Genomic DNA, 24,367 nt, shown 5'->3' with positions numbered 1-24,367 from the left:
GGCAGGACGCGGATCTGCTCCTAGGATGGGAGGGAAGTACCGGACGCGACCTCCGCGTCCGGACGGACAGCAAGGAGAACCATGGCTACCGTTCGCACAGCCCACACCATCTGGAGCGGGGATCTGCCCTCGGGCTCGGGGCAGGTCACACTGGATTCCTCCGGCCTCGGAACCTACGACGTGACCTGGAAGGCCCGTGCAGAGCAGTCGGAGGGCAAGACCAGCCCCGAGGAGCTCATTGCCGCCGCACACTCCGCCTGCTTCTCCATGGCCTTCAGCCACGCGCTCGGCGAGGAGGGTAAGACGCCCGACCGCGTCGAGACCAAGGCCGAGGTCGACTTCCAGCCCGGCACCGGGATCACCGCGATCCGCCTCACGCTCGACGCCACCGTCCCGGATCTCTCCGAGGAGGACTTCCAGCGTGTCGCGCAGGCCGCGAAGGAAGGCTGCCCCGTGTCCCAGGCGCTGGCCGGAGTGAAGGACATCTCCCTGACGGCGACACTGCACAGCTGACCCCGGGCGGTCCGGCCCCGCATCGGGTCCAGGACCGCTCACAGATCCGCTCACGGGCCGCACGAGGAGGCCTCCGGATTCGTTCGGAGGCCTTCCGCATGCTCGGAGTCGATTCGTCCGCCGTGGCACGACCTGCGCGACGTCGGCGGTCGGTGAGGCCGGTGACGCCCCGCCACGCCGGGACGCCAGTGCGTTCGCGGTGCACGACACCGTGCGCCGCGTTGCGGCGTCACCGCATCAGCGCGGGGGCCCGATACCTTTCGTCGCGCACAAGTGGTTCGATGGGAGCATGCGTATCCTTCTCGCCGGCGCGTCCGGGACCATCGGCACAGCCCTCGTCCGTCAGCTCGAGAAGAACCACGAGGTGACACGCCTCGTGCGGCGCGCTCCCAAGGGGGCCGAGGAGGTTCGCTGGGACCCTGCACGGGGTGAACTGGACGTCGCTGCCGTGGAGCAGGCCGACGCCGTGATCAACCTGTCCGGGGCGGGAATTGCCGGCGGTCTGTGGACGCGGAGCTACAAGGAGACCCTGTACTCCTCCCGGATCATGCCCACGAGGACCCTGGTGCGGGCGATGCGGCAGGCGGCCCACCCGCCGGAGGTCTTCATCAGCCAGTCGGCGTCCGGTTACTACGGCGACCGCGGTGACGACGTGCTGACGGAGGAGGCCTCCTCGGGCGAGACGCTGCTCGCGGACATCTGCCGTCGGTGGGAGTCGGAGGCACTCGCCGTTCCCTCCTCCGTGCGGGTGGTCCTCCCCCGCACCGGCATCGTCATGGCCACGGAGGGGGGCGCGCTGCCCAACCTCCTGATCCCGATCCGGGCGTTCATCGGGACCTCGCTCGGGTCCGGCCGCCAGTGGTGGCCCTGGATCAGCTTGAATGACGAGATCCGTGCCATCGAGTTCCTCCTCACGGCTGACCTGTCGGGGCCCGTCAACCTGAGCGCCCCGACGCCCGCGACCCTCGACACCATCGCGCTGCAGCTGGGGAAGGCTTTCCACCGACCGGTGTGGCTGCGGGCCCCCGCCTTCATCCTCAAAGCGGCCATCGGACAACTCGGCTATGAGCTCCTCCTCGTGAGTACCCGGATGCAGCCGCGTGCCCTCACGGCGTCGGGCTTCTCGTTCGACGAACCGACCCCGGAGGCGCTCGCCGCCTGGGTCCGTCGGAACGTCGGATCGAAGCAGTAGCGGGATCCTTCAGGCAGGGGGCTCGATCGTGGAGTGGATCCGCCAGCCCCCGCCCGAGTTCCACAGGACGAAGATCATGTCCTGACGGCCGGCCGCCATCAGCGACGGTGATCCGCGTTCGTCGGCCGGGACGGTTCGTTCCTCGGTGTAGGAGGACAGCGCCGCGGTGGCCCGAACCAGGGACACGGTCGTGCCCGACGGAGCATCGCCGACCGCCGGCGAGTCCGCGAGCGCCGTCATGGCTGCTTGCTCGTCACCGGTGAGGGCCCGGGGCTCCCTGATGCTGATCGTCAGGCCCGGGAACGTGATTCCGGACGTCGCCAACGACTCCACCGCCTCGCGATCTGCCGTCATCGCCGGAGATCCCTCCACATCGATCCTCGACAACAGGGACGGGTCCGCGGTCGCGAAGGCCTCCGCCCGCAGATGCGCGAGATCACCGAGCGCGATCAGCGGGTCCTCGCCGGCGGGACCGTCGAGGCCGGGCACCCGCGGATCGGCCGCTTCCAGGGCCCCGCGACCCGGATCGCCCTCCCCCACCTGGTCGTCGATCTCCTCCTCATCCGCGCCCTCCTCCCGCCCCTGATCGGAGCCGGTCCCCGGGGCGCCTCCGTCCTCCCGCGTCGCCCCCGTCCCCGGACTCCGCCCCGACCCGCCGGCCTCCGGACCATCCTTCGTCCGCGCCTCGCCGCCGCCCCATCCCGGCGTGTCCGCCGTCACCGTTGCAGGCGCGGACAGAACGCCCGGACGCAGCGGACCGCTCACGGTCAGTGCCAGCCCGGCAACCAGCAGGGCCAGGGCGAGGACTCCCGCCACCAGGGCGGCACGGCCGCGCAGGATCCCGTCCCGCCCATCGCGTGGACGCGACCGGAGGGAGCCGAGGGAGCCGGTGGCGGGCCTGCCGACCAGCGCCGCACCACCGCGTGCGCCTGAGGCCACGCCCGGGGCGATCAGGGAACCGGGGCGGACCGCCACGGCGGCGCGCCCCCCTGCTCGGGCACGCAGGGCCCTGATCGGTGCCCTGCCGGCTCCAGGACGCGGAGTGCCGGGCCCGGCGATCCGCTGCTCTCCGGGCGCGCGCCGTGCACCTGCCTGCGGAGCCCCACGTCCCCACGCCGGGCGCAGGACCGCCACCAGGCGCCGCCAGCCCGTCGGCTTTCTGTCCGACGGGACGGACGCACGGCGGGTCAGGAGTTCGGGAAGGACACTGGGGTGCACGGCGGGCACCAGATCGACCGGTCGGGCCGCCGCACTCGAGAGGAGGGTCCGGGCGAACTGCTCGGCGGTCGGGCGGCGTCGGCGATCAGTGCTCAGGCCGTCCTCGATGAGGTGCATGAGCGGCGCCGGGACCTCGGGCACCATCAGCGAGAGCGGAGGTCGCTGCTCCGTGGGGCCGGGGATGCGTCCGGTCATGGCGAACCAGGACACCGCAGCCAGGGCGAAGACGTCGGCTCCCGGGTCGAACCCGCCACCACCCGAGGGATCGATGAAACCGGGCGTCCCCCGGGACATCGACGCATCCGTTCCGAGCAGCTGACCCGTCCCGAGATCAGCGAGGACAGGTTTCCCCTCGTGGCTGAAGAGGATGTTCCCCGGTGTCACGTCGCCGTGCACAGCACCGGCGTCGTGCAGGTACTGCAGGACGTGCGCGATGGGGACCAGCGACGTCACGACCTCGGGGATGGGCAGCGGACCCCGGCCCGCCACCAGGGCGAGGATCGATCCCCCTGCCGCAAGCTCGGCCAGCAGGGCCGGGCCCTGGTCCGTCGGGACGATCCGGTGCACGCGCAGGAGGTGGTCGTGGGTGAAGCGCTGCAGCAGGGCGAGCTCACGCGCGAGCCCGTCCGCCCCCGGAGGTGTCCCCGCCATCCGCCGGGCCGACGGCGCCTCCGTCGCACGTCCGAAAAGCTTGGTCGGCTCTTCTGACACTGAAGTGGGCAGCTCCGCGGGTGCCGGCGCCCTCCGCACAGCGGACATCGAGGGCGATGTCCCGGCAGAGCGACGTCCGCGCCGGGCGGGGGACGACGACGCGCTCGGCGCGGCGGCATCGCCCACGAGAGAACGGGGTGGGAGGCCGGCCGATCCGCCGCTTCCAGCTCGCGCCCGTCGGTTCGGGCGTTCGCCGCGCCGGCCTCCTCCAGCCTCCACGGCCGCGCCGGCGTCCTCCGGACAGGGGCTCGTGCGGGACGGCTCACCCACATCCGACGGCGTCATCGGCACCTTGAGGGCGAAGCTCAGGCCGGCGGCGTCGGTGACCTGCCACACCACGGAGGCGCCTCCCCGCCCGAGCAGGCGTCCTACCGACAGTCCCGCCACCACGGGACGCGCGGGCTCGTCGTGCGGCCACGGGTCGTCCTGGCGCAACCGGGCGGTACCGTCGGCATCCGGGTCCGGGGAGGGAGGGCAGGAGGTGGGGTCATCCATCCATCTGTTCTAGGCGATCACGGCGTCGTTCCGGAGGTTATCCACAGCCTTCCCGGCCTCGCCCATCTGCGGAGCTTGCCCGAATAGAACATGTGTTCTATTTTTAACGTTCATCCGGCGATCGGGACAGGGACGTCATGCGGAACAGCACCACCGAGAGCGGGATGACCTGGAGAGCGCTCGACGACCCCCTCGTCCTGCACTTCTCGCAGGTCGATGGCGAGAAGCGACCGGAACGGATCCTCTGGCGTGGTTCGGAGTGGTGGGTCATCGGAGTCACCCGTCACTGGACGACCTGGCGCGCACTGCCGGTCCTCGGCCCGGATGCCGTCGGATCGTCACCCGTGCGGGAGTTGACGGCGCACTTCTGGCGCTTCGGCGCACAGACGAACCCCGCCGGGCCCCTCCTGCATTTCGAGGTGCGGAGCGCCGGGCACGAATGGCGGCTGGCGCGCCTGGCGTTGACCTTCTCCGTCCCGGAATGATGCTGTGCCGTTCGAACCCCGGCACTCGTGTCACCGCACAGGACTAGGCTTGCGTCATGACTCTCGTCCTGTCGCGCGTCGGCCTCGCTCCCGACTACATCGAGTACACGCAGGGCTGGGAGATCCAGAAGGCGCTGCACGCGGACGTCGTCGCCGGCGCTGCACCCAGTACCGTACTGCTGCTCGAACACACCCCCGTCTACACCGCCGGGAAACGGACCGAGGATCACGAGCGGCCCTTCGACGGAACCCCTGTCATCCCCGTCGATCGCGGCGGCAAGCTCACGTGGCACGGGCCGGGTCAGCTCGTCGGCTATCCCATCCTCGCGTTGCGTGATCCAGCGAGGATCGCCGACTATGTCGACGTCCTCGAGCAGGTCATCATCTCCGCCCTCGCCCACTTCGGCATCGAGGGTGTCCGGATCGCCGGCCGATCCGGCGTCTGGCTGCCGGCGTCCGCTACGATGCCCGCCCGGAAGATCGCGGCGATCGGCATCCGGGTCAAGGATCGCGTGACGATGCACGGCTTCGCCGTCAACTGCAGCAACGATCTCGCTCCCTTCCAGCAGATCGTCCCCTGTGGCATCAATGACGCCGGGGTCACCTCGATCTCGGCGGAATGCGGACGGCCCGTCGAGCCCTCGGACGTCGTTTCACTCATCGAGGCCGAACTGCGCAAGAATGAGGCGGTGCTCGTAGGCGACGATGCCATCGAGCCATCCGAATCGACCCCCGGCGTGATCGCCGGGACGGCAGACACAGCGGGCCCCGACACGATCGGTCGTGCCCGTCACACCCAGCCAGAAGGAGCTTCACTGTGAGCCTTGCACCCGAGGGCCGTCGCATGCTGCGCATCGAGGCGCGTAACGCCGAGACGCCGGTAGAACGCAAGCCGGACTGGATCAAGGCCAAGGTGAACATCGGCCCCGAGTTCGTCGCCATGAAGAACCTGGTGAAGAAGGAAGGGCTGCACACCGTCTGCGAGGAGGCCGGGTGCCCGAACATCTTCGAGTGCTGGGAGGACCGCGAGGCGACCTTCCTCATCGGAGGGTCCGAGTGCACGCGGCGCTGCGACTTCTGCCAGATCGACACGGGCAAGCCGCAGCCGCTGGATCGCAGCGAGCCCTTCAAGGTGGCGCAGTCCGTGCGGTCGATGAACCTGCGCTACGCGACGGTGACCGGGGTTGCCCGTGACGATCTCGCGGACGAGGGCGTATGGCTCTATGCGGAGACCATCCGCCAGATCCACAGCATGAACCCCGGCACAGGTGTGGAGATCCTCATTCCCGACTTCTCCGGCAAGCCCGAGCACATCGCCGCCATCTGCGACGCGGCGCCGGAGGTCTTCGCCCACAACGTCGAGACAGTACCCCGCATCTTCAAGCGCATCCGGCCGGCCTTCCGGTACGAGCGCTCGCTGGACGTCATCACGCAGGGCCGGGACCGCGGCATGGTCACGAAGTCGAATCTCATCCTCGGCATGGGCGAGACGCGCGAGGAGATCTCGGAAGCCCTGCGTGACCTGCACGACGCCGGCTGCGATCTCATCACCATCACGCAGTATCTCCGACCGAGCGAGCGCCACCTGCCCGTCGACCGCTGGGTGAAGCCCGGTGAGTTCGTCGAGCTGAGCGAGGAGGCCGAGGAGATCGGTTTCCTCGGGGTGATGAGCGGACCCCTCGTCCGTTCGTCCTATCGGGCAGGCCGCCTCTGGGCGCGTGCCATGCGCAGGAAGGGACTCGAGCTCCCTGCCGAGCTCGCGCACCTCGACGATTCGGGCTCGGCGATGCAGGAAGCATCCTCTCTCCTCGCCGGGTGACACCCGATCCGTGCCCGTGTCCGTGCGCGTCGGGGTGAGCGCGCCGCCCATCCCGTAGAATCGAGGGACTATGTCACACGCGATCGATCCCTCAGGCTCACCTACGCCCAAGCGCCGTCTGTTCTCCCGCAAGCCGAAGGCGGACAAGGGGCCGAAGAAGCCCGGGCGGATGAAGCAGATCCGCGAGGTCTTCGCGATGACCCGCCGCAACGACCCGAGCGTCGTCTGGTTCATGCTGCTGGCCTTCATCGGCATCATCGCCGTCGGCCTCCTCGTCGGCCTGCTCATCAACAACGTCATCACGCTGATGATCATCGCGGTGCCGCTGGCGTTCCTCGCCGCGATCTTCATCCTCTCCAGGCGGGCCGAGAGGGCGGCTTTCTCGCAGATCGAAGGACGCCCGGGGGCGGCAGGGGCGGCTCTCAGCGTGCTCCGGAGAGGCTGGATCCTGCAGGAGCAGCCGGTCGCGGTGAATCCCCGCACGCAGGATGCCGTCTTCCGTGTCATCGGCCGGCCCGGAGTGATCCTCGTGTCCGAAGGTCCTTCGACGCGAGTGAAGCAGCTCGTGGACGGGGAGAAGCGGAAAATGGCCCGCATCATCCCCAACGTCCCGGTCCATGTCATCGAGACAGGGCGGGATGACCGCCAGGTGCCGCTCTCGAAGGTCCCCACGGCCGTCCAGAAACTGAAGAAGACGCTGACCAAGCAGGAGGTCTACGCCGTGGACAAGCGACTGACGGCCCTCGGCACGAAGCTTCCCATCCCCAAGGGCGTGGACCCCTTCAAGGCTCGCCCGGACCGTAAGGCCATGCGCGGCCGCTGAGCACCCCGCGCCTCACGACAGAGGAAGCCCCTCCCGGAAACGGGAGGGGCTTTTCCTGTGCCGCACGCAGGGCATCGGGGGCCGGGCACGGCACCGACATCCGGCTTTGCGCCCGGGCTGCGCCGGATGCCCGAGGTGACGCAATGGATCAAATCCGGAAGAGACCCGTGGCACGGGCGCGATCGTGCAGGCCGCGCTGGTCGACGTCGATGATCAGTGCCGGGATGACGAGGCACAGCAGGACGCTGCGGATCAGTGCCGTCAGATACCCGGCCGGCTGCCCGTCCAGTGTCTGCACCTGCATCCGCAGGATCCGGTGCCCGATGCTGTAGCCGAAGAACCCGACCAGGAGGACCTGCTCGACCAGGAAGATGTACAGCGTGGCGAACCCGTCGTAGCCGAAGAACGCAGCCGACAGGAGGGAACAGAGCACCCAGTCGATCAGGAGCGCCGCTGCCCGCGGGGCGAACCGCGCGATGGAGCCCGGGCCGGATTCGGGTCGCCCGAGGCGCTGCCCTGGCCACTGCTGATTGCCGGAGGGCGAGGGTCCCTCCATCCACGAACCGAGGTCTCGTCTGTTCACCACGTCCCCAGCGTACCGGTCCCGCGCGGGGCGTATTATGCTCCTGCCGCACCGGAGACGCTAGGGTGGGGAGCGCAGTTCCTGTCACGTAACGTCCCGGAAACACGAGCGATACCAGCGAGAAACTGCCCGCTCCTACAGTTGTGACGAGTCGGCGGCAGCGTTCCATCCTGCCAGAGCCCGTGACTTCCCGTGCGGTGCAGGGACACGCGCTGGCGCCGGATTCCACCCCAGCCATGCGTTAGGAGCATGAATCGATGTTTAAGAATGCGGACGAGGTCCTCAAGTTCATCGCCGATGAAGACATCAAGTTCGTCGATGTCCGTTTCACCGATCTTCCGGGGGTGCAGCAGCACTTCAACGTCCCCGCCAAGTCGGTCGATGCTGACTTCTTCATCCACGGTCAGCTCTTCGACGGCTCCTCCATCCGTGGTTTCCAGGGCATCGCGGAATCGGACATGCAGCTCATCCCGGACGTGACGACAGCATTCGTCGATCCGTTCCGGACCGAGAAGACACTCGCCCTGAACTTCTCGATCGTGAACCCCCGCACGGGTGACCCCTACCACCGCGACCCCCGCAGCGTGGCCGAGCGCGCCGAGGCGTACCTGTCCTCCACCGGTATCGCGGATACGGCGTTCTTCGCACCCGAGGCCGAGTTCTTCATCTTCGACAACGTGCAGTACGAGTCCTCCCCCCAGGGCAGCTTCTACAAGGTCGACTCCATCGAGGCACCGTGGAACTCCGGGCGCGATGAGGTCGGTGGAAACCTGGGCAACAAGACCCCCTTCAAGGGCGGGTACTTCCCCGTCTCCCCCGTCGACAAGCAGGCCGACCTCCGCGACGCCATCTGCGTGGAACTGGACAAGGCAGGCCTCGAGGTCGAGCGCTCGCACCATGAGGTGGGCGGTGCCGGGCAGGCCGAGATCAACTACAAGTTCACGACCATGACACATGCAGCCGACGACCTGCAGAAGTTCAAGTACATCGTCAAGAACGTCTCCAACGCGTGGGGCAAGTCGGCAACCTTCATGCCGAAGCCCATCTTCGGCGACAACGGCTCCGGCATGCACTGCCACCAGTCGCTGTGGGCTGACGGCCAGCCCCTGTTCTACGACGAGCGCGGCTACGCCGGGCTCTCGGACACGGCCCGCTGGTACATCGGCGGCCTGCTCAAGCATGCCTCCGCCGTCCTCGCCTTCACCAACCCGACGGTCAACTCCTACCGCCGCCTCGTGAAGGGCTTCGAGGCCCCGGTCAACATGGTGTACTCGCAGGGCAACCGCTCCGCCGGCATCCGCATCCCCATCACGGGCTCGAACCCGAAGGCCAAGCGCATCGAGTTCCGCGCGCCGGACCCCTCGTCGAACCCGTACCTCGCCTTCGCCGCGCAGCTCATGGCCGGCCTCGACGGCATCAAGAACCGCATCGAGCCGGCCGAGCCGATCGACAAGGACCTCTACGAGCTCCCTGCCGAGGAGGCCAAGGACATCCAGAAGGCGCCGGGGTCCCTCGAGGAGGCACTGCTGGCCCTCGAGGCCGACAACGAGTTCCTCCAGGCCGGAGACGTCTTCACGCAGGACCTGATCGACACCTGGATCGACTACAAGCGCGAGATGGAGATCAAGCCGCTCTCGCTCCGCCCGAACCCCTACGAGTTCGAGCTCTACTACGGCGTCTGATCCGCGCCGCACCACCTGATCGACCGCGACGGCGGCTCCCGGACGGGAGCCGCCGTCGTCGTGTCCGGGCAGTGCTGCTCAGTACCCGTAGAAGTGCCGCTCGAAGATGGCCCGGCTGCGCCGTGTCATCCGCAGGTAGTCCTCCTCGAGGTCCGAGCCGCTGCCCGGACCGTACCCGCACCAGCGCGCCACCGCCTCGAGGTCGCGGCGCGGGGACGGGAGGAGGTCTGAGCCGCGGCCGCTCCAGATGACGTTTGCCGCGCGGATGCGCGTGGCGAGGTTCCAGCCGGCACGGAGGGTGTCGACGTCGTCAGCGGGCAGGAGTCCTTCCGCTGCGATGACGTCCAGGGCTGCGAGGGTGGACTGCACGCGCAGGCCCGGTACCGCGTGTGCGTGCTGCAGCTGCAGCAGCTGCACGAGCCATTCGACGTCGCTGAGGGCTCCCCTGCCCAGCTTGAGGTGCCGCGACGGGTCGGCCCCGCGCGGGAGCCGCTCCGCCTCCACCCGGGCCTTCACGCGCCGGATCTCCCGCACCTCCGTCTCGCCGAGGTCCTGCGGGTAGCGCACGGGGTCGATGAGGGCCACGAACTCGGCAGCGAGTCCGTCGTCGCCGGCGAGCGGCCTCGCCCGCAGCAGGGCCTGCGCCTCCCACACGAGCGACCACCGGCGGTAGTACTCGCGGTAGCTGTCGATGGACCGCACCATCGCGCCCTGCTTGCCCTCGGGGCGGAGCGCCGTGTCGATCTCCAGCACGCGCTCGGCCAGCACGGGAGGTTTGCACGGCTGCGTGAGGAGGGCGGCCAGCCGGGCCACGATCCCCTCGGCCTGCCGCTGCGCGGCTGCCGCGTCCGCGCCCTCGAGGGGTCGGTGGACGTAGATGACGTCCGCATCGGACCCGTAGGTGATCTCCCTGCCGCCCTGCCGTCCCATAGCGATGACGACGACGTCGGTGAGCCGCGGTTCACCGCGGGCCGTGAGCTCCTTCTCGGCGACGTGCAGCGCGCCGAGGACGGCGGCGCGATCGGTATCGGCCAGGGCCTCCCCGACCTGCGCCTGGGTGAGGAGGCTGGAGCTGTCGGCGATGGCGATGCGCAGGAGCTCACGCCGCCGGATCAGCCGGATCAGCCGGATCGCCTCGCCCGGCTCCGGATGCCGGGACATCTTGGACTGGATCTCCTGCCACTGCGCCTCGAAGGTGTCGGGTACCAGCGCGCTGTCCGAGCCGAGCCACTGGGTGGACTCCGGCGACACCTCGAGGAGGTCCGTGATGAACCTGCTGCTCGACAGGACGGCACAGAGCCGCTCGGCGGCGGCGTTGGAGTCGCGCAGCATCCCCAGATACCAGTGGCTCTCACCGAGCGATTCGCTGAGCCGCCGGAAGCCGAGGAGCCCGGCGTCGGGATCGACGCCGTCGGCGAACCAGGCCAGGAGGATGGGCAGCAACTGCTTCTGCAGCATCGCCCGCCGGCGCAGGCCGCCCGTGAGCGCTTCGATGTGCCGCATGGCGCCGCGCGGATCCTGGTACCCGAGCGCGGCCAGGCGCGCCTGTGCCGCCTCGGCCGTCAGCTGGACGTCCTCCGGCCGGAGCGTGGCCGCGTTGTTGAGCAGCGGCCGGTAGAAGATGGCTTCGTGCAGCCGCTTCACGAGCCGCCGCGTCCGCTGCCACTTCTCGTGCAGGCTCTGGGCGCTGGGCCGGACCGTCACCATGCACCCCTCCGACGACCGGGCGAGGGAGCGCAGCGCTGTCTCGTCCTCCGGCATCAGGTGGGTGCGGCGCATCTGGACCAGCTGGATCCGGTGCTCGAGCACGCGCAGGTACCGGTAGGCGTCGTCGAGGTCCAGCGCATCGGACCGCCCGATGTAGCCGGCGGCGCTGAGCGCGGCGATCGCCGAGACCGTGTCCCGGACGCGGAGCGAATCGTCGAGCCGGCCGTGCACCAGTTGCAGGAGCTGCACCGTGAACTCGACGTCGCGCAGTCCGCCCGGGCCGAGCTTGAGCTGGCGGGCCTCCTCCTCCCGCGGGATGTTGTCGGTCACCCGGCGCCGCATGGCACGCACGGCCTCGACGAAGCCCTCGCGCTGCGAGGACGCCCACACGAAGGGCGCGATCGCCTCCTCGTAGCGGCGGCCGAGCTCGAGATCGCCCGCCACCGCGCGCGCCTTCAGCAGCGCCTGGAACTCCCAGGTCTTCGCCCATCGACGGTAGTAGGACACGTGGGACTCGAGGGTGCGGACGAGCTGGCCGTCCTTGCCCTCCGGACGGAGGTTCGCGTCGACCTCCCACAGCGCCGGTTCCGGGCCGGGCGAGTAGACACCGCGGGACATGCCGGAGGCCAGACCGGTCCCGATCCGGGTCAGTGTCGTGTCGTCGAGGTCGTCGCCCTCCACCACGTAGACGACGTCGACGTCGGAGATGTAGTTCAGTTCACGGGCACCGCACTTGCCCATGGCGATGACGGCGAGGCGTACGCGCCGGACGACATCGGACCCGTAGACCTCCTCGAGCTCGGCCCGGGCGACGGCCAGCGACGCCTCGAGCGCCGCAGCGGCGAGATCGGCCAGTTCACGCGCGACGACGGGCAGGTAGTCGACCGGCGCGCAGTGGCCGAGATCGCGGACGGCGAGGTCGGTCAGCTGCCGCCGGTAGGCGATCCTGAGTGCACGGTGGGCGTCCACCCCGGTGACCCCTGCGACCGGGTTGTCCTCCCCCGGGTCCGCCTGGACCGCCCGGAGGAGGACTGTCCGGAGGTCCGAGGCCTCCACGACGCGGGGCGTGGCCGGACCGGGCACGACGACATCGAGGTGCTCGGGATGGCGCATGAGGAACTCGCCGAGTGCCTCGGAGGCTCCGAGCAGCCGGAACAGTGCCGACCGCCTGCCCTCGTCGGCGAAGGTCGCCTCGACCGGGGTCCGGCGCGCAGCCAGGAGGCGGACGAAGGACTGGAGTGCGAGATCCGGATTCGCGGCGACCGCGAGGCCCGCGAACAGGGCGTCGTCGTTGAGCCCCTGCAGCTCCGGCGCGTCGAGGAACCGCCGGCTCTTCTCGAGGTCCGCGAACCCGTGACTGATCAGCTTGCGGTTGAGGCTCATGAGGCAACACTAGCCACGCAGCGACGGCCCGTCGGCACCTAGAGGATGTTGAGGTTCCGTCGCAGCTCGTAGGGCGTGACCTGGATGCGGTAGTCGTGCCACTCCGCGCGCTTGTTGCGCAGGAAGTTCTCGAAGACCTGCTCGCCCAGGATGTCGGCCACCAGCTCCGAGTCCTCCATGACACGGATGGCATCGTGCAGGCTGGCCGGCAGGGGGTCGTGGCCCATCGCGCGCCGCTCGGCCGCGGTGAGGCTCCAGACGTCGTCCTCGGCCGCGGGCGGCAGCTCGTAGCCTTCCTCGATGCCTTTCAGCCCGGCGCCGAGCAGCACGGAGTAGGCCAGGTAGGGGTTGCTGGCGGAGTCGATGCCCCGGTACTCGATGCGGGCGGACTGCCCCTTGTTCGGCTTGTACAGGGGCACGCGGACCAGCGCCGAGCGGTTGTTGTGGCCCCAGGCGAGGTGGCTCGGGGCCTCCCCGCCTCCCCACAGGCGCTTGTACGAGTTCACGAACTGGTTGGTGACGGCGGTGAACTCGGGCGCGTGCCGGAGGATGCCCGCGATGAAGTGGCGTGCGGTCTGCGACAGCTGGAACTCCGCGCCCGCCTCGTAGAACGCGTTGGTGTCACCCTCGAACAGCGAGAAGTGCGTGTGCATGCCCGAGCCCGGGTGCTCCGAGAAGGGCTTCGGCATGAAGGTCGCGTAGCTGCCGGATGTGAGCGCGACCTCCTTGATGATCGTGCGGAACGTCATGATGTTGTCGGCGGTCTGCAGCGCGTCCGCGTAGCGCAGGTCGATCTCGTTCTGGCCCGGCCCCGCCTCGTGGTGGCTGAACTCCACGGAGATCCCCACGGACTCGAGCATCGCGACGGCGGTGCGGCGGAAGTCCTGGGCGACGCCGCCCGGTACGTGGTCGAAGTAGCCGGCCTGATCGACGGGGACGGGCTGGCCGTCCGCACCGACCTCAGCGGACTTCAGCAGGTAGAACTCGATCTCCGGATGCGTGTAGCAGGTGAAGCCCATGTCGGCCGCCTTGGCCAGGGTCTTCTTCAGTACCCCGCGGGGATCGGCGGTGGAGGGCTGCCCGTCGGGTGTCAGGATGTCGCAGAACATGCGCGACGTCTGCTCCTTGTCGCCGCGCCAGGGCAGGATCTGGAACGTCGAGGGATCCGGCTGCGCCAGCATGTCGGACTCGTAGACCCGGGCCAGGCCCTCGATCGACGAGCCGTCGAAGCCGAGGCCCTCCTCGAAGGCGCCCTCCACTTCGGCCGGGGCGAGGGCGACGGACTTCAGCGAACCGACGACGTCGGTGAACCAGAGGCGCACATAGCGCACGTCGCGCTCCTCGATGGTGCGCAGTACGAACTCCTGCTGCCGGTCCATGACCACCCTCATTCCTTGCCTCGTTGCCCGGGCCGCCCCGATGGGCGGCGGGCTGTCCCTGTCCGGCGTCGTGCGCGTGCGGCCCGTGCGGAGACCGGGACGCCGGTGCGCGGACCACCGTGAATACTCTACTGACACGGTCGCACAGATCAGGTGCGGCCCTGCCCAGTGTGGCGCGCCGGTATTAACACGGGGTTTCCACCGGCGGATGGGCGGAGGGGAGCGGCGGCAGGGGTCCGCTAGTCTCGTGGCATGACATCCGCCGAACTGCCAGCACCCTACGGAGAAGGCGTTGCTGCCGTGCCTGCACCTGCTGCGCCTGCTGGTCCCGCCGGCGGGCCGAAGGCGCCCGGCAGGGTCCGGATCCACCACCTGCAGCAGGCCAAGGAGCAGGGCACGCGTTTCGCGATGCTCACGGCGTACGACCAGTACGCCGCCCAGGTGTTCGACGAGGCCGGCATCGAGGTCCTCCTCGTCGGCGACTCAGCGGCCAACAACGTGCTCGGACACGCCACGACCCTGCCCATCACCCTGGACGAGATGATCCTCTTCAGCCGCGCCGTGAGCCGGGCCGCCCGGCGCGCACTCGTCGTCGCGGACCTGCCCTTCGGCAGCTACGAGGTCTCCCCGCAGCAGGCCGTCGAATCCTCGGTACGGCTGCTCAAGGAGGGGCTCGTGCACGCCGTGAAGATGGAGGGCGGCGCCGACTACGCCGGGACCGTCCGGGCTCTGGTGCGCGCCGGCATCCCCGTCATGGCGCACATCGGTTTCACCCCGCAGAGCGAGCACGCGCTCGGCGGGTACCGCGTTCAGGGCCGGGGCGACGCCTCGCAGCGGATCGTGGACGACGCCGTCGCCCTCGCCGAGGCGGGTGCCTTCTGCGTGCTGATGGAGATGGTGCCCGCCGCCACCGCCGACGCCGTGGACGCCGCGGTGCGGGTCCCGACGATCGGCATCGGGGCCGGACCGGGGACCACCGGCCAGGTGCTGGTGTGGCAGGACATGGCCGGACTCCGCGGCGGGCGGCAGGCGAGATTCGTCAGGCAGTACGCCGACATGCGCCGCGTCCTGGCCGATGCGGCCCGCTCCTACGCGGACGACGTGCGCTCGGGGACGTTTCCCGGGCCCGAGCACACCTTCTAGGCGCGGCCTCCCGGACTACTCGTCGTCCCGGTCCCAGGCGTCGTTGCGCTGCTGCACCTTCTCGAGCGCCTTCTCGGCCTCGGCGCGCGTCGCGTAGGGCCCGATGAGCTGGGACCAGTCCGACTGCCGGTCCTCCTCCACCTCGCGGGTGCGGACGTTGAACCAGTACTCCGTCATGTCGACCTCCTGCTCTCCCCGGCCATCGCTGGTCCGGATCGGTGTGCGGCGTCGCGGCCCCGGCGCCGGGATGCCCAGTGACCGTGCCGCACCACCTGTCCGGGCGGCCGTCCCGACGGGCCCGCTATAGGATCAAGGGTATGCCCCAGTCTTCCGTCACCGCTCCCCTCGGGACCCTGACGCCCGGTACGGTCTCGCCGCAGCGCCCCGTCCCGCCGGGCATCGCACGGCCCGAATACGTGGGCCGGGCAGCACCTGCCCCGTTCACCGGTTCCGAGGTGAAGACCGCCGAGGTCGTCGAGAAGATCCGTACGGCCGGCAGGATCGCCGCCCAGGCGATCGTCGAGGTCGGCAGGCATGCGAAGCCCGGCGTCACCACCGACTTCCTCGATCGGATCGGGCACGAATTCATCCTCGACCACGGTGCCTATCCGTCGACGCTCGGCTACCGGGGGTTCCCGAAGTCCCTGTGCTCCTCGCTGAACGAGGTCATCTGCCACGGCATCCCCGACTCCACGGAGCTCCGGGACGGGGACATCCTCAACATCGACATCACCGCCTACAAGGACGGCGTCCACGGGGACACCAACCACACGTTCTGCATCGGGGACGTCGACGAGGAGTCGCGCCTCCTGGTGGAGCGCACCCGGGAGTCGCTCGCGCGGGCCATCCGGGCCGTCGCTCCCGGGCGCGAGATCAACGTCATCGGCCGGACCATCCAGTCCTACGCGAAGCGCTTCGGTTATGGTGTTGTCCGTGACTTCACCGGGCACGGCGTCGGAGAAGCGTTCCACACGGGCCTGATCATCCCGCACTACGACGCCGCTCCCGCCTACAACCGCGTCATCGAGCCCGGCATGGTCTTCACCATCGAGCCGATGCTCACCCTCGGGACCATCGACTGGACCATGTGGGCGGACGACTGGACCGTGGTCACGAAGGACCGGAAGAGGACAGCGCAGTTTGAGCACACGCTCGTTGTCACCGACCGCGGTGCGGAGATCCTCACCCTGCCCTAGCGCAGCCGCACCGCTGGTCCTGCTTGCACGCTGTACCCCACCCCTCCGGCTCGCGCCGAACCACCTCAACGGAGAATCATGGCCAAGGACATCGAGAAGAAGAAGTCGAAGAAGCTCCCCGCGACCGTCATCGGCGTCGACATCGGCGGGACCGGGATCAAGGGCGGCATCGTCGACCTCGAGAAGGGCGTGATCGTCGGCGAGCGGTACCGTATCCCGACACCCAAGCCCTCCACTCCCGAAGCCGTCGCCGACGTCGTCGCGCAGATCGTCACGGAGCTGTCCTCGCGCCCCGAGGGACCGGCGGCGGAGGTCCCGGTCGGCGTGACCTTCCCGGCGATCATCCAGCACGGCGTGGCCCGCTCCGCCGCGAACGTCGACAAGAGCTGGGTCGACACCGACGTCGACGCCCTCTTCACGAGGGTCCTCGGACGCGACGTGCACGTCATCAACGACGCCGACGCGGCCGGACTCGCGGAGGTCCGGTACGGTGCGGGCAAGGGCAAGATGGGCACGGTCCTGGTGATCACGCTCGGCACCGGCATCGGCTCGGCCTTCATCTTCGACGGCAAGCTCGTGCCGAACGCGGAACTCGGTCACCTGGAGATCGACGGCCACGACGCCGAGACGAAGGCGTCCGCCGTCGCCCGCGAGCGGGACGGCATCGACTGGGACGAGTACGCGGTGCGGCTCCAGCGCTATTTCTCGCACGTCGAGTTCCTCTTCTCCCCCGAGCTGTTCATCGTCGGCGGCGGGATCTCCAAGCGCAGCAGCGAGTACCTGCCCTCGCTCGAGCTCCGGACCCCGATCATCCCCGCACAGCTGAAGAACCACGCAGGGATCGTGGGCGGCGCCCTCCAGGCGGCACTGCTCTTCACGCCGAAGGCCTGAGCCCCGTTCCTGCCTGCGCGGGCAGGAACGGCATGGAGGACCCTGCCCGACAGCACAGGAGCCCGGTACGGACGTGATCCGTACCGGGCTCCTGTGCGTCCGCCGCCTGGAGGGGCGGAACCGGACGTGGAACCGGTGGTGGCGTCGGCTTCCCCTCCGCAGCCACCACCGGGGTCTGATGGGCGCTACTGCGCCGTCAACGGCCTCTGCGCTCCCGAGGGGACGCGCGCGTTGTCCTTCGCCTGCTGGCGGAGGGTACCGATGGCCTCCTCGAAGTCCTCGAGGGACTCGAAGCCCTGATAGACGCTGGCGAAGCGCAGGTAGGCGATCTGATCCAGCTTGCGCAGCGGTTCGAGGATGGCGAGCCCCACCTCATGGGCGTCGATCTCCGCCACGCCGCTGGCGCGGACGCTCTCTTCGACCTCCTGGGCGAGCAGGGCGAGATCGTCCTCCGTCACGGGCCTGCCCTGGCACGCCTTCCGGACGCCGTTGATGATCTTCGAGCGGCTGAAGGGCTCGCCGGCGCCGGAACGCTTGATCACGCTGAGGCTCGTGGTCTCGACCGTGCTGAAGCGGCGGCCGCACTGCGGGCACTGGCGACGCCTGCGGATCGCCGACCCGTCGTCGGCCAGTCGGCTGTCGACGACGCGGGAGTCCGGGTTGCGGCAGTACGGACAGTACACGGCTCCCCTTTCCTCTCGTCGACGCTCGACCGGATCAGTCTAGGACTAGATGTGGGGAAACTACAACCGTGTCATTACCACATGTAGTGGCAGCTGCACCGTGGGCAGGGTTCTAGACCGCCCCATCCGCCGCCGGGAAGCGCGCCGAGACGGCCTCGCCGTGCGCCGGCAGGTTCTCGGCCTCGGCGAGGGACAGGATGGACGCCGACACCTCGCGGAGCGCGTCCCTGTCGTAGTGGACGATCTGCACGACCTTCAGGAACGTGGTGACGTTGAGCCCGGACGCGAAGGACGCCGTGCCACTGGTCGGCAGGACGTGATTGGAACCGGCGCAGTAGTCGCCGAGGCTCACGGGGCTGTAGGCACCGACGAAGATGGCACCGGCGTTCCGGATCCGGTCGGCGACCCGCGCGGCGTCCGTGGTCTGGATCTCGAGGTGCTCCGCCGCGTAGGCGTCGCAGACCGCGATGCCGTGCTCGACGTCGTCGACCAGGATCACGCCGGACTGCTGCCCCGAGAGGGCGGCCCTCACCCGATCGGCGTGCCGGGTGGCAGCGGCCCGCACCTGCAGGGCCTCGACCACCGCCGTCGCCAGGTCCTCCGAGTCCGTCACGAGGACCGATGCCGCCTGGGGGTCGTGCTCGGCCTGGCTCACCAGGTCCGCGGCCACGAGGCCGGCATCCGCACCCGCGTCCGCCAGGATGGCGATCTCGGTGGTACCGGCCTCGGAATCGATGCCCACCGCGCCGAGGACGAGGCGCTTGGCCGTCGCGACGAAGACGTTGCCGGGGCCGGTGATGACGTTCACGGGGTCGATCGCCCCGGAGCCGGCCACGCTCGCGTCCGACCCGTCGGGGAGGCCGGGTACTCCGGAAACCCCGTAGGCCAGGGCCGCGACGGCCTGGGCCCCTCCCATGGCGTACACCTCGGTGACGCCGAGCATGGACGCCGCTGCGAGGATGACGGGGTGCGGCCAGCCGCCGAACTCCTTCTGCGGCGGCGAGGCGAGGGCGATCGAGCCGACGCCGGCGGCCTGGGCCGGCACGACGTTCATCACCACGGAGGACGGATACGCCGCGAGGCCACCGGGGACATACAGACCGACGCGGTCGACGGGGACCCACCGGGACCTGAGGGTCGCGCCGGGCGCGATCGCGACCTCCACGTCCGCGGGCACCTGGGCCTTCGCGAAGATCCGTGCGCGGCGGATGGCTTCCTGCAGGGCGAGCCTGACGTCGTCGTCGAGGCCTGCGACGGCCGCCTCGATCACGTGGGCGGGCACGCGCGGGTGGTCCTGCTCGACGCCGTCGAAGCGGAGCGCGAAGTCGCGCAGCGCCTCGAGACCCCGGGCGCGCACGTCGTCGATGATGGCCTGGACGGCACTCTCGGAGGATGAGGCGTTGGCGGCGGCCCGTGGCATGGCGTTCTTCAGCTCCCCCGGGCTGAGCGCCCGGCCGCGGAGATCGATGGTGCGGAAGGCGACGGTGGTCGGGGTGCTGGGCGCGGAAGTCACCCGTGAAGTCTATCGGGAGCGGTGGCGGCGCGGCGCGGCGGAGCCGGTGGTCAGGCCTTCCGGCGCGCGAGCCCGATCAGCGCCGTCACGAAGATGATGACGGCGGCGACGGCCGGCCAGAGCGCCAGCGCTCCGTAGGAGTGCAGCATGAAGGCGGACCCGGGGAGATCCTCCCGGCCGTGGGGTCCCAGCATCAGCGCCAGTCCCTCCCCCACGCCGAGGGCCAGCAGCGACCCGAGGACGGAGCCGCCGACGGCAGCGAGGATCCGCGCGACCACGCCCGGCAACCGGAGCCGGACGGCGACGACGGTCCCGACGGCGATGCCGGCCAGGAGTTGCAGTCCCGCAAGGGTCAGATCGCGCAGCACCCACTGCTGGGCGTCCTCGGGATCACCGAAGAGGCGCCCCGTCGGAGCGAGCAGCCACCAGGCCGCGCCGAGGACCGCTCCGAGCAGGATCGTCGAACCGAGCCACCAGAACACTCCCGCGGGCGGTACCGACCGCCGGTCCTCGGCGACCGCGTAGACGGGAGGAGGGTAACTGCTCGAACCCGTATCCGGTCCCTGGCTGGCGCGCATGACTTCTACATTAACAAACCCTCCCGCCGCCGGGGACCGCGCCTAGGGTGGTGGTGGCAGCGCGACGTACCCGCCTCCGCGGCGGGACCATCAGCACCCGTGCCGTCCCCGCCGTCGAACCCCGGAGGAACCACGTGACCAACCCGAGTACAGCGGCGGGCCTGCCCGCCGTCGCCGAACCCCACGCCGAGTCCTTCCGGGAGGTGTTCCGCCGGCACGCCGCCGGAGTGGCCATCATCACCGCCACGTACGACGGCGTACCGTTCGGCTTCACCGCCACCTCCGTCGCGTCGCTCTCGGCCGAGCCGCCACGGTTCTCGTTCAACATGGCACGGACGTCCTCCTCGTGGCCCGCGGTCGCCAACACGAACTTCGTGGGCGTGCACATGCTCAGCACCGAGAACGAGGGCCTGGCGAACCGGTTCGCGCGCACGAAGGACCGGTTCACCGGCGACCACTGGGAGCCCGGACCCGAGGGGGTCCCCATCCTCAGGGACGTGGCCGGGTGGCTCGTGGGCCGCATCAGCATGCGGCTCTCGTTCGAGAACAACGCCGTGGTGGTCGCCGAGGTGGTCGCTGGCAGCATCGGCGCCGACGGCGCCCCCCTGCTCTACCACGGCGGCAGCTACGGGACCCCGACGGCCACCGACTACGTCATCTGATGCGGATGCGGCTCAGGCATCGAGGCAGGCCGGTCCGAACAGGACCTTGAGGTCGCCGAACAGGCCCGGGGTCGGATTCACCCTGAGGTCGACCCCGAGCTTCATGACCTCCACCTTGCGTGAACCGTTCAGCCGGATCAGGACCTCACTGGTCCCCGGGTGCGTCCGCAGGACGTCACCGAGGGCCGTCACCGCCGTCTCGGTGGCCTTGTGCTGCAGCATCGAGATGACCACGGGCCCCGAGTGGCCCTCGCTGAGGTCAGGAACGGAGAGCTCCTGTGCGTTCAGCATGACGGCGCCGTCGTCCCTGCGCTGCAGGCGCCCGCGCACGACGACGATCAGGTCCTCCGCGAGGACACCCGAGATCGGCCCGTAGACCTGGCCGAAGAACATGACCTCCATGGATCCGGCGAGGTCCTCCACCTCGGCGCGCGCGTAGGCGTTGCCGCTGTTCTTGGCGATCCTGCGCTGCAGGGACGTGATCATGCCGGCGATCGTCACGATCGCACCGTCGGCCGGGCCCTCCTCGCTGATGATCGAGGGGATCGAGGAGTCCGCATGGTTGCTCAGGATGCCCTCGAGCCCCTGGAGCGGATGGTCCGAGACGTAGAGCCCGAGCATGTCCCGTTCGAAGGACAGCTTGTCCTTCTTGTCCCACTCGGGCAGGTTCGGCACCTCCACGGACAGTCCGCCCGCGCCCAGCCCGCCGCCGTCGTCGTCGAACGCGCTGAAGAGGTCGAACTGGTTCGCCGCCTCGTTGCGCTTGAGGACGATCACGGAGTCGACGGCCTCCTCGTGGATCATCGCCAGCGCCCGGCGCGGATGCTTCAGCGAGTCGAAGGCGCCCGCCTTGATGAGCGACTCGATGGTCCGCTTGTTGCAGACGACGGCGGGGACCTTCTGCAGGAAGTCGCTGAACGAGGAGAAGGTGCCCTTCTCCTCCCGCGCGCCCACCATGGCTCCCACGACGTTCGCGCCGACGTTGCGGATGGCCCCCATGCCGAAGCGGATGTCCTTGCCGACCGGGGTGAAGTTGACGCTCGACTCGTTGACGTCGGGCGGCAGCACCGTGATCCCCATGCGCCGGCACTCGTTCAGGTAGATGGCGAGCTTGTCCTTGTCGTCGCCGACGCTTGTCAGGAGGGCGGCCATGTACTCGGCCGGGTAGTGCGCCTTCAGGTAGGCCGTCCAGTAGGACACGAGCCCGTAGGCCGCGGTGTGCGCCTTGTTGAACGCGTAGTCGGAGAAGGACTCGAGGACGGTCCACAGCTTGTCCATGGCCGCCTGGGAGTAGCCGTTGGCCTTCATCCCCGCGAAGAAGTCGGCCTGCTGCTTGTCCAGCTCGGACTTCTTCTTCTTGCCCATCGCGCGGCGGAGCATGTCCGCCTGGCCGAGCGTGAAGTTCGCCAGCTTCTGCGCGGCGCTCATCACCTGCTCCTGGTACACGATCAGGCCGTAGGTGCCGCCGAGGATCTCCTCGAGCGGACCCTCGAGCTCGGGGTGGATGGGCTCGATCTCCTGCAGCCCGTTCTTCCGCAGCGCGTAGTTCGTGTGCGAGTTCACGCCCATGGGGCCCGGCCGGTAGAGCGCCAGCACCGCCGAGATGTCCTCGAAGTTGTCGGGACGCATGAGCTTCAGCAGTGACCGCATGGGACCACCGTCGAGCTGGAAGACGCCCAGGGTGTCGCCTCGCGCCAGGAGCTCGTAGGAGTCCTTGTCGTCGAGCTCCAGGTCCTCGAGGACCAGATCGGTATCCTTGTTGGCCTTGATGTTCTCCACGGCGTCCGTGATGATCGTCAGGTTCCTCAGGCCGAGGAAGTCCATCTTGATCAGCCCGAGACCCTCGCACGTGGGGTAGTCGAACTGCGTTATGATCTGGCCGTCCTGCTCACGGCGCATGATCGGGATGATGTCGATCAGGGGGTCCGAGGACATGATGACACCGGCGGCGTGCACGCCCCACTGGCGCTTGAGTCCCTCGAGCCCGAGGGCGGTCTCGAAGACCTTCTCGGAGTCGGCGTCGGTCTTCAGCAGCTCGCGGAGCTCCTCGGCTTCCGAGTAGCGCTTCGCGCCCTTGTTGTGGACGTCCGCCAGGGCGAGGCCCTTGCCCATGACGTCCGGCGGCATGGCCTTGGTGAGGCGCTCCCCCGTGGAGAAGGGATACCCCATGACCCGGGAGGAGTCCTTCAGCGCCTGCTTGGCCTTGATGGTGCCGTAGGTGACGATCATGGCCACGCGCTCGTCGCCGTACTTCTCGGTGACGTACCGGATCACCTCGGACCGGCGACGATCATCGAAGTCGACGTCGAAGTCGGGCATGGAGACGCGTTCCGGGTTGAGGAACCGCTCGAAGATGAGGCCGTGCTTGAGCGGGTCCAGATCGGTGATGCGCATCGCGTAGGCGACCATCGACCCGGCACCCGAGCCACGGCCCGGGCCCACCCTGATGCCGTTGTTCTTGGCCCAGTTGATGAAATCGGCGACGACGAGGAAGTAGCCGGGGAAGCCCATCTGGGTGATGACGCCGACCTCGAACTCGGCCTGCTTCCGGACGTCGTCGGGCACGCCTGCCGGGTAGCGGAACTGCAGGCCTGTCTCGACCTCCTTGACGAACCAGGACTGTTCGTTCTCCCCGTCCGGGACGGGGAACCGCGGCATGTAGTTCGCCTTGGTGTTGAACTCGACCTCGCACCGCTCGGCGATCAGCAGGGTGTTGTCGCACGCCTCCGGGTAGTCCCGGAAGATGGCGCGCATCTCGGCGGGCGACTTCAGGTAGAACTCGTCCGCGTCGAACTTGAACCGCTTCGGATCGGCCAGGGTGGAGCCGGACTGGACGCAGAGCAGCGCGGCGTGGGCCTTGGAGTCCTCGGCGTGCGTGTAGTGGAGGTCGTTGGTGGCGACGAGCGGCAGGCCGAGATCCTTGGCGAGCCGGATGAGGTCGGCCTTCACGTTCCGCTCGATGTCGAGGCCGTGGTCCATCAGCTCGCAGAAGTAGTTCTCCGCACCGAAGATGTCCCGGAAGTCCGACGCCGCCTGCCGCGCCTCGTCGTAGAGGCCGAGCCGGAGCTTGGTCTGCACCTCGCCGGACGGGCAGCCGGTGGTCGCGATCAAGCCCTTGCCGTACGTCTGCAGGAGGTCGCGGTCCATGCGGGGCTTGTAGAGATAACCCTCGAGGGAGGCCAGCGAGGACATCCTGAACAGGTTGTGCATGCCCTCGGTGGTCTCGGACCACAGGGTCATGTGGGTGTACGCACCGGCACCGGAGACGTCGTCGCGCCCGCCGCCGCCCCACTGGACGCGCGTGCGGTCGTTGCGTGCGGTCCCCGGCGTCAGGTACGCCTCGACGCCGATGATCGGCTTGATGCCGGCGCTGTTGGCCTTGCTCCAGAAGTCGAAGGCCCCGAACACGAAGCCGTGGTCGGTGGTCGCGAGGGCCTTCATCCCGAGTTCCTCGGTATGGCTGAAGAGGTCCGTCAGGCGGGCCGCGCCGTCGAGCATCGAGTACTCGGTGTGGTTGTGGAGATGGACGAACGAATCGGTCGATGCAGGAGTAGCCACCGTCCGAGTCTAGTGGCGGACGGGGGTCCGGACCGCCTCCGGCAGCATCGCGCGAGGTCCTCCCGGCGTGTCACGCGAAGCCGTCCCGGCGTGCCGCACCGGGCCGTTCCGGCGCGTCGGGGCAGAACTCGACGGCGTGTCACACCGCGCCGT

The 24,367-nt window shown here is 69.3% G+C and carries 20 protein-coding genes; 11 read left to right on the top strand and 9 right to left on the bottom strand.

The features are described from left to right. Nucleotides 1-81 precede the first annotated feature (81 nt). Together NVV32_RS06205 and NVV32_RS06200 are read left to right on the top strand one after the other, a co-directional pair. Nucleotides 82-513 (top strand): OsmC family protein, encoded by a 432-nt coding sequence (locus NVV32_RS06205; protein ID WP_055772203.1) that lies wholly within the window; start codon nt 82-84, stop codon nt 511-513. 289 nt (nt 514-802) lie between these two features. Further along, entirely contained in the window at nt 803-1,705 is a 903-nt protein-coding gene (locus tag NVV32_RS06200) for a TIGR01777 family oxidoreductase (RefSeq protein WP_422391718.1), read from the top strand. 9 nt (nt 1,706-1,714) lie between these two features. Here the strand turns inward: NVV32_RS06200 and NVV32_RS06195 are convergent, their stop codons facing one another. After that, nucleotides 1,715-4,129 (bottom strand): serine/threonine protein kinase, encoded by a 2,415-nt coding sequence (locus NVV32_RS06195; RefSeq protein WP_422391717.1) that lies wholly within the window; start codon nt 4,127-4,129, stop codon nt 1,715-1,717. 137 nt (nt 4,130-4,266) lie between these two features. On the opposite strand from NVV32_RS06195, the gene NVV32_RS06190 reads away from it, so the two are divergent. The 4 genes from NVV32_RS06190 (at nt 4,267) to NVV32_RS06175 (ending at nt 7,256) form a co-directional block, all read left to right on the top strand. Beyond that, on the top strand, nt 4,267-4,614 hold the full coding sequence (locus tag NVV32_RS06190) for a hypothetical protein (RefSeq protein WP_055772212.1): 348 nt from the start codon (nt 4,267-4,269) through the stop codon (nt 4,612-4,614). Nucleotides 4,615-4,670: 56 nt separating this feature from the next. Continuing rightward, a complete protein-coding gene (lipB, locus tag NVV32_RS06185) occupies nt 4,671-5,435 on the top strand; it encodes a lipoyl(octanoyl) transferase LipB (RefSeq protein ID WP_422391716.1) in 765 nt (254 codons plus the stop codon). Further along, nucleotides 5,432-6,433, top strand: coding sequence for a lipoyl synthase (gene lipA, locus NVV32_RS06180; RefSeq protein WP_055772215.1), 1,002 nt, complete (start codon nt 5,432-5,434; stop codon nt 6,431-6,433). The genes lipB and lipA overlap by 4 nt, the downstream gene beginning before the upstream one ends. A gap of 70 nt (nt 6,434-6,503) precedes the next feature. Then, nucleotides 6,504-7,256 (top strand): DUF4191 domain-containing protein, encoded by a 753-nt coding sequence (locus NVV32_RS06175; RefSeq protein ID WP_422391715.1) that lies wholly within the window; start codon nt 6,504-6,506, stop codon nt 7,254-7,256. Nucleotides 7,257-7,404: 148 nt separating this feature from the next. On the opposite strand, the gene NVV32_RS06170 is transcribed toward NVV32_RS06175, so the two are convergent. After that, complete coding sequence (locus tag NVV32_RS06170; RefSeq protein ID WP_422391714.1) at nt 7,405-7,842, bottom strand: RDD family protein; 438 nt, start codon at nt 7,840-7,842, stop codon at nt 7,405-7,407. A gap of 254 nt (nt 7,843-8,096) precedes the next feature. Between NVV32_RS06170 and glnA (NVV32_RS06165) the strand changes: the two genes are divergently transcribed. Continuing rightward, entirely contained in the window at nt 8,097-9,521 is a 1,425-nt protein-coding gene (glnA, locus tag NVV32_RS06165) for a type I glutamate--ammonia ligase (protein ID WP_422391713.1), read from the top strand. Nucleotides 9,522-9,599: 78 nt separating this feature from the next. On the opposite strand, the gene NVV32_RS06160 is transcribed toward glnA (NVV32_RS06165), so the two are convergent. Continuing rightward, nucleotides 9,600-12,611, bottom strand: a complete 3,012-nt coding sequence (locus NVV32_RS06160; protein ID WP_422391712.1) for a bifunctional [glutamine synthetase] adenylyltransferase/[glutamine synthetase]-adenylyl-L-tyrosine phosphorylase — start codon at nt 12,609-12,611, stop codon at nt 9,600-9,602. A 38-nt stretch (nt 12,612-12,649) separates the two neighbouring features. Next, nucleotides 12,650-13,990, bottom strand: coding sequence for a type I glutamate--ammonia ligase (gene glnA, locus NVV32_RS06155; RefSeq protein ID WP_055772377.1), 1,341 nt, complete (start codon nt 13,988-13,990; stop codon nt 12,650-12,652). A 252-nt stretch (nt 13,991-14,242) separates the two neighbouring features. Between glnA (NVV32_RS06155) and panB the strand changes: the two genes are divergently transcribed. After that, nucleotides 14,243-15,133: a 3-methyl-2-oxobutanoate hydroxymethyltransferase gene (gene panB / locus NVV32_RS06150; protein WP_422391711.1), complete on the top strand. Its 891-nt coding sequence runs from the start codon at nt 14,243-14,245 to the stop codon at nt 15,131-15,133. Between the two features lie 15 nt (nt 15,134-15,148). Here the strand turns inward: panB and NVV32_RS06145 are convergent, their stop codons facing one another. Next, nucleotides 15,149-15,310, bottom strand: a complete 162-nt coding sequence (locus NVV32_RS06145; protein ID WP_422391710.1) for an SPOR domain-containing protein — start codon at nt 15,308-15,310, stop codon at nt 15,149-15,151. A 140-nt stretch (nt 15,311-15,450) separates the two neighbouring features. On the opposite strand from NVV32_RS06145, the gene map reads away from it, so the two are divergent. Continuing rightward, on the top strand, nt 15,451-16,329 hold the full coding sequence (map, locus tag NVV32_RS06140; protein WP_422391709.1) for a type I methionyl aminopeptidase: 879 nt from the start codon (nt 15,451-15,453) through the stop codon (nt 16,327-16,329). A gap of 78 nt (nt 16,330-16,407) precedes the next feature. Further along, complete coding sequence (gene ppgK, locus NVV32_RS06135; RefSeq protein ID WP_055772233.1) at nt 16,408-17,220, top strand: polyphosphate--glucose phosphotransferase; 813 nt, start codon at nt 16,408-16,410, stop codon at nt 17,218-17,220. Between the two features lie 185 nt (nt 17,221-17,405). On the opposite strand, the gene nrdR is transcribed toward ppgK, so the two are convergent. The 3 genes from nrdR to NVV32_RS06120 form a co-directional block, all read right to left on the bottom strand. After that, on the bottom strand, nt 17,406-17,903 hold the full coding sequence (nrdR, locus tag NVV32_RS06130) for a transcriptional regulator NrdR (RefSeq protein ID WP_055772236.1): 498 nt from the start codon (nt 17,901-17,903) through the stop codon (nt 17,406-17,408). Nucleotides 17,904-18,015: 112 nt separating this feature from the next. Further along, nucleotides 18,016-19,416, bottom strand: a complete 1,401-nt coding sequence (gene hisD, locus NVV32_RS06125; protein WP_422391708.1) for a histidinol dehydrogenase — start codon at nt 19,414-19,416, stop codon at nt 18,016-18,018. Between the two features lie 50 nt (nt 19,417-19,466). Continuing rightward, nucleotides 19,467-19,994 (bottom strand): hypothetical protein, encoded by a 528-nt coding sequence (locus NVV32_RS06120; protein WP_055772242.1) that lies wholly within the window; start codon nt 19,992-19,994, stop codon nt 19,467-19,469. A 161-nt stretch (nt 19,995-20,155) separates the two neighbouring features. Between NVV32_RS06120 and NVV32_RS06115 the strand changes: the two genes are divergently transcribed. Continuing rightward, entirely contained in the window at nt 20,156-20,656 is a 501-nt protein-coding gene (locus NVV32_RS06115) for a flavin reductase family protein (protein WP_055772380.1), read from the top strand. A 12-nt stretch (nt 20,657-20,668) separates the two neighbouring features. On the opposite strand, the gene dnaE is transcribed toward NVV32_RS06115, so the two are convergent. Further along, on the bottom strand, nt 20,669-24,154 hold the full coding sequence (dnaE, locus tag NVV32_RS06110; protein WP_422392013.1) for a DNA polymerase III subunit alpha: 3,486 nt from the start codon (nt 24,152-24,154) through the stop codon (nt 20,669-20,671). Nucleotides 24,155-24,367: the final 213 nt, after the last annotated feature.

The sequence above is a fragment of the Arthrobacter sp. N1 genome, from assembly GCF_048288285.1.
GTDB lineage: Bacteria > Actinomycetota > Actinomycetes > Actinomycetales > Micrococcaceae > Arthrobacter_D.
Note: the sequence above shows the minus strand (reverse complement) of the source record. Positions and strands in the feature narration are given on the sequence as shown.

Excerpts from the sequence above, each read along its gene's own strand:
- NVV32_RS06190 (WP_055772212.1), top strand. The coding sequence starts at position 4,267 with ATGCGGAACAGCACCACCGAGAGCGGGATGACCTGGAGAGCGCTCGAC.
- panB (WP_422391711.1), top strand. The coding sequence starts at position 14,243 with ATGACATCCGCCGAACTGCCAGCACCCTACGGAGAAGGCGTTGCTGCC.
- glnA (WP_422391713.1), top strand. The coding sequence starts at position 8,097 with ATGTTTAAGAATGCGGACGAGGTCCTCAAGTTCATCGCCGATGAAGAC.
- NVV32_RS06175 (WP_422391715.1), top strand. The coding sequence starts at position 6,504 with ATGTCACACGCGATCGATCCCTCAGGCTCACCTACGCCCAAGCGCCGT.
- ppgK (WP_055772233.1), top strand. The coding sequence starts at position 16,408 with ATGGCCAAGGACATCGAGAAGAAGAAGTCGAAGAAGCTCCCCGCGACC.
- NVV32_RS06120 (WP_055772242.1), bottom strand. The coding sequence starts at position 19,994 with ATGCGCGCCAGCCAGGGACCGGATACGGGTTCGAGCAGTTACCCTCCT.
- NVV32_RS06205 (WP_055772203.1), top strand. The coding sequence starts at position 82 with ATGGCTACCGTTCGCACAGCCCACACCATCTGGAGCGGGGATCTGCCC.
- lipB (WP_422391716.1), top strand. The coding sequence starts at position 4,671 with ATGACTCTCGTCCTGTCGCGCGTCGGCCTCGCTCCCGACTACATCGAG.
- glnA (WP_055772377.1), bottom strand. The coding sequence starts at position 13,990 with ATGGACCGGCAGCAGGAGTTCGTACTGCGCACCATCGAGGAGCGCGAC.
- NVV32_RS06160 (WP_422391712.1), bottom strand. The coding sequence starts at position 12,611 with ATGAGCCTCAACCGCAAGCTGATCAGTCACGGGTTCGCGGACCTCGAG.
- NVV32_RS06200 (WP_422391718.1), top strand. The coding sequence starts at position 803 with ATGCGTATCCTTCTCGCCGGCGCGTCCGGGACCATCGGCACAGCCCTC.
- NVV32_RS06195 (WP_422391717.1), bottom strand. The coding sequence starts at position 4,129 with ATGGATGACCCCACCTCCTGCCCTCCCTCCCCGGACCCGGATGCCGAC.
- map (WP_422391709.1), top strand. The coding sequence starts at position 15,451 with ATGCCCCAGTCTTCCGTCACCGCTCCCCTCGGGACCCTGACGCCCGGT.
- dnaE (WP_422392013.1), bottom strand. The coding sequence starts at position 24,154 with ATGCTCGACGGCGCGGCCCGCCTGACGGACCTCTTCAGCCATACCGAG.
- NVV32_RS06145 (WP_422391710.1), bottom strand. The coding sequence starts at position 15,310 with ATGACGGAGTACTGGTTCAACGTCCGCACCCGCGAGGTGGAGGAGGAC.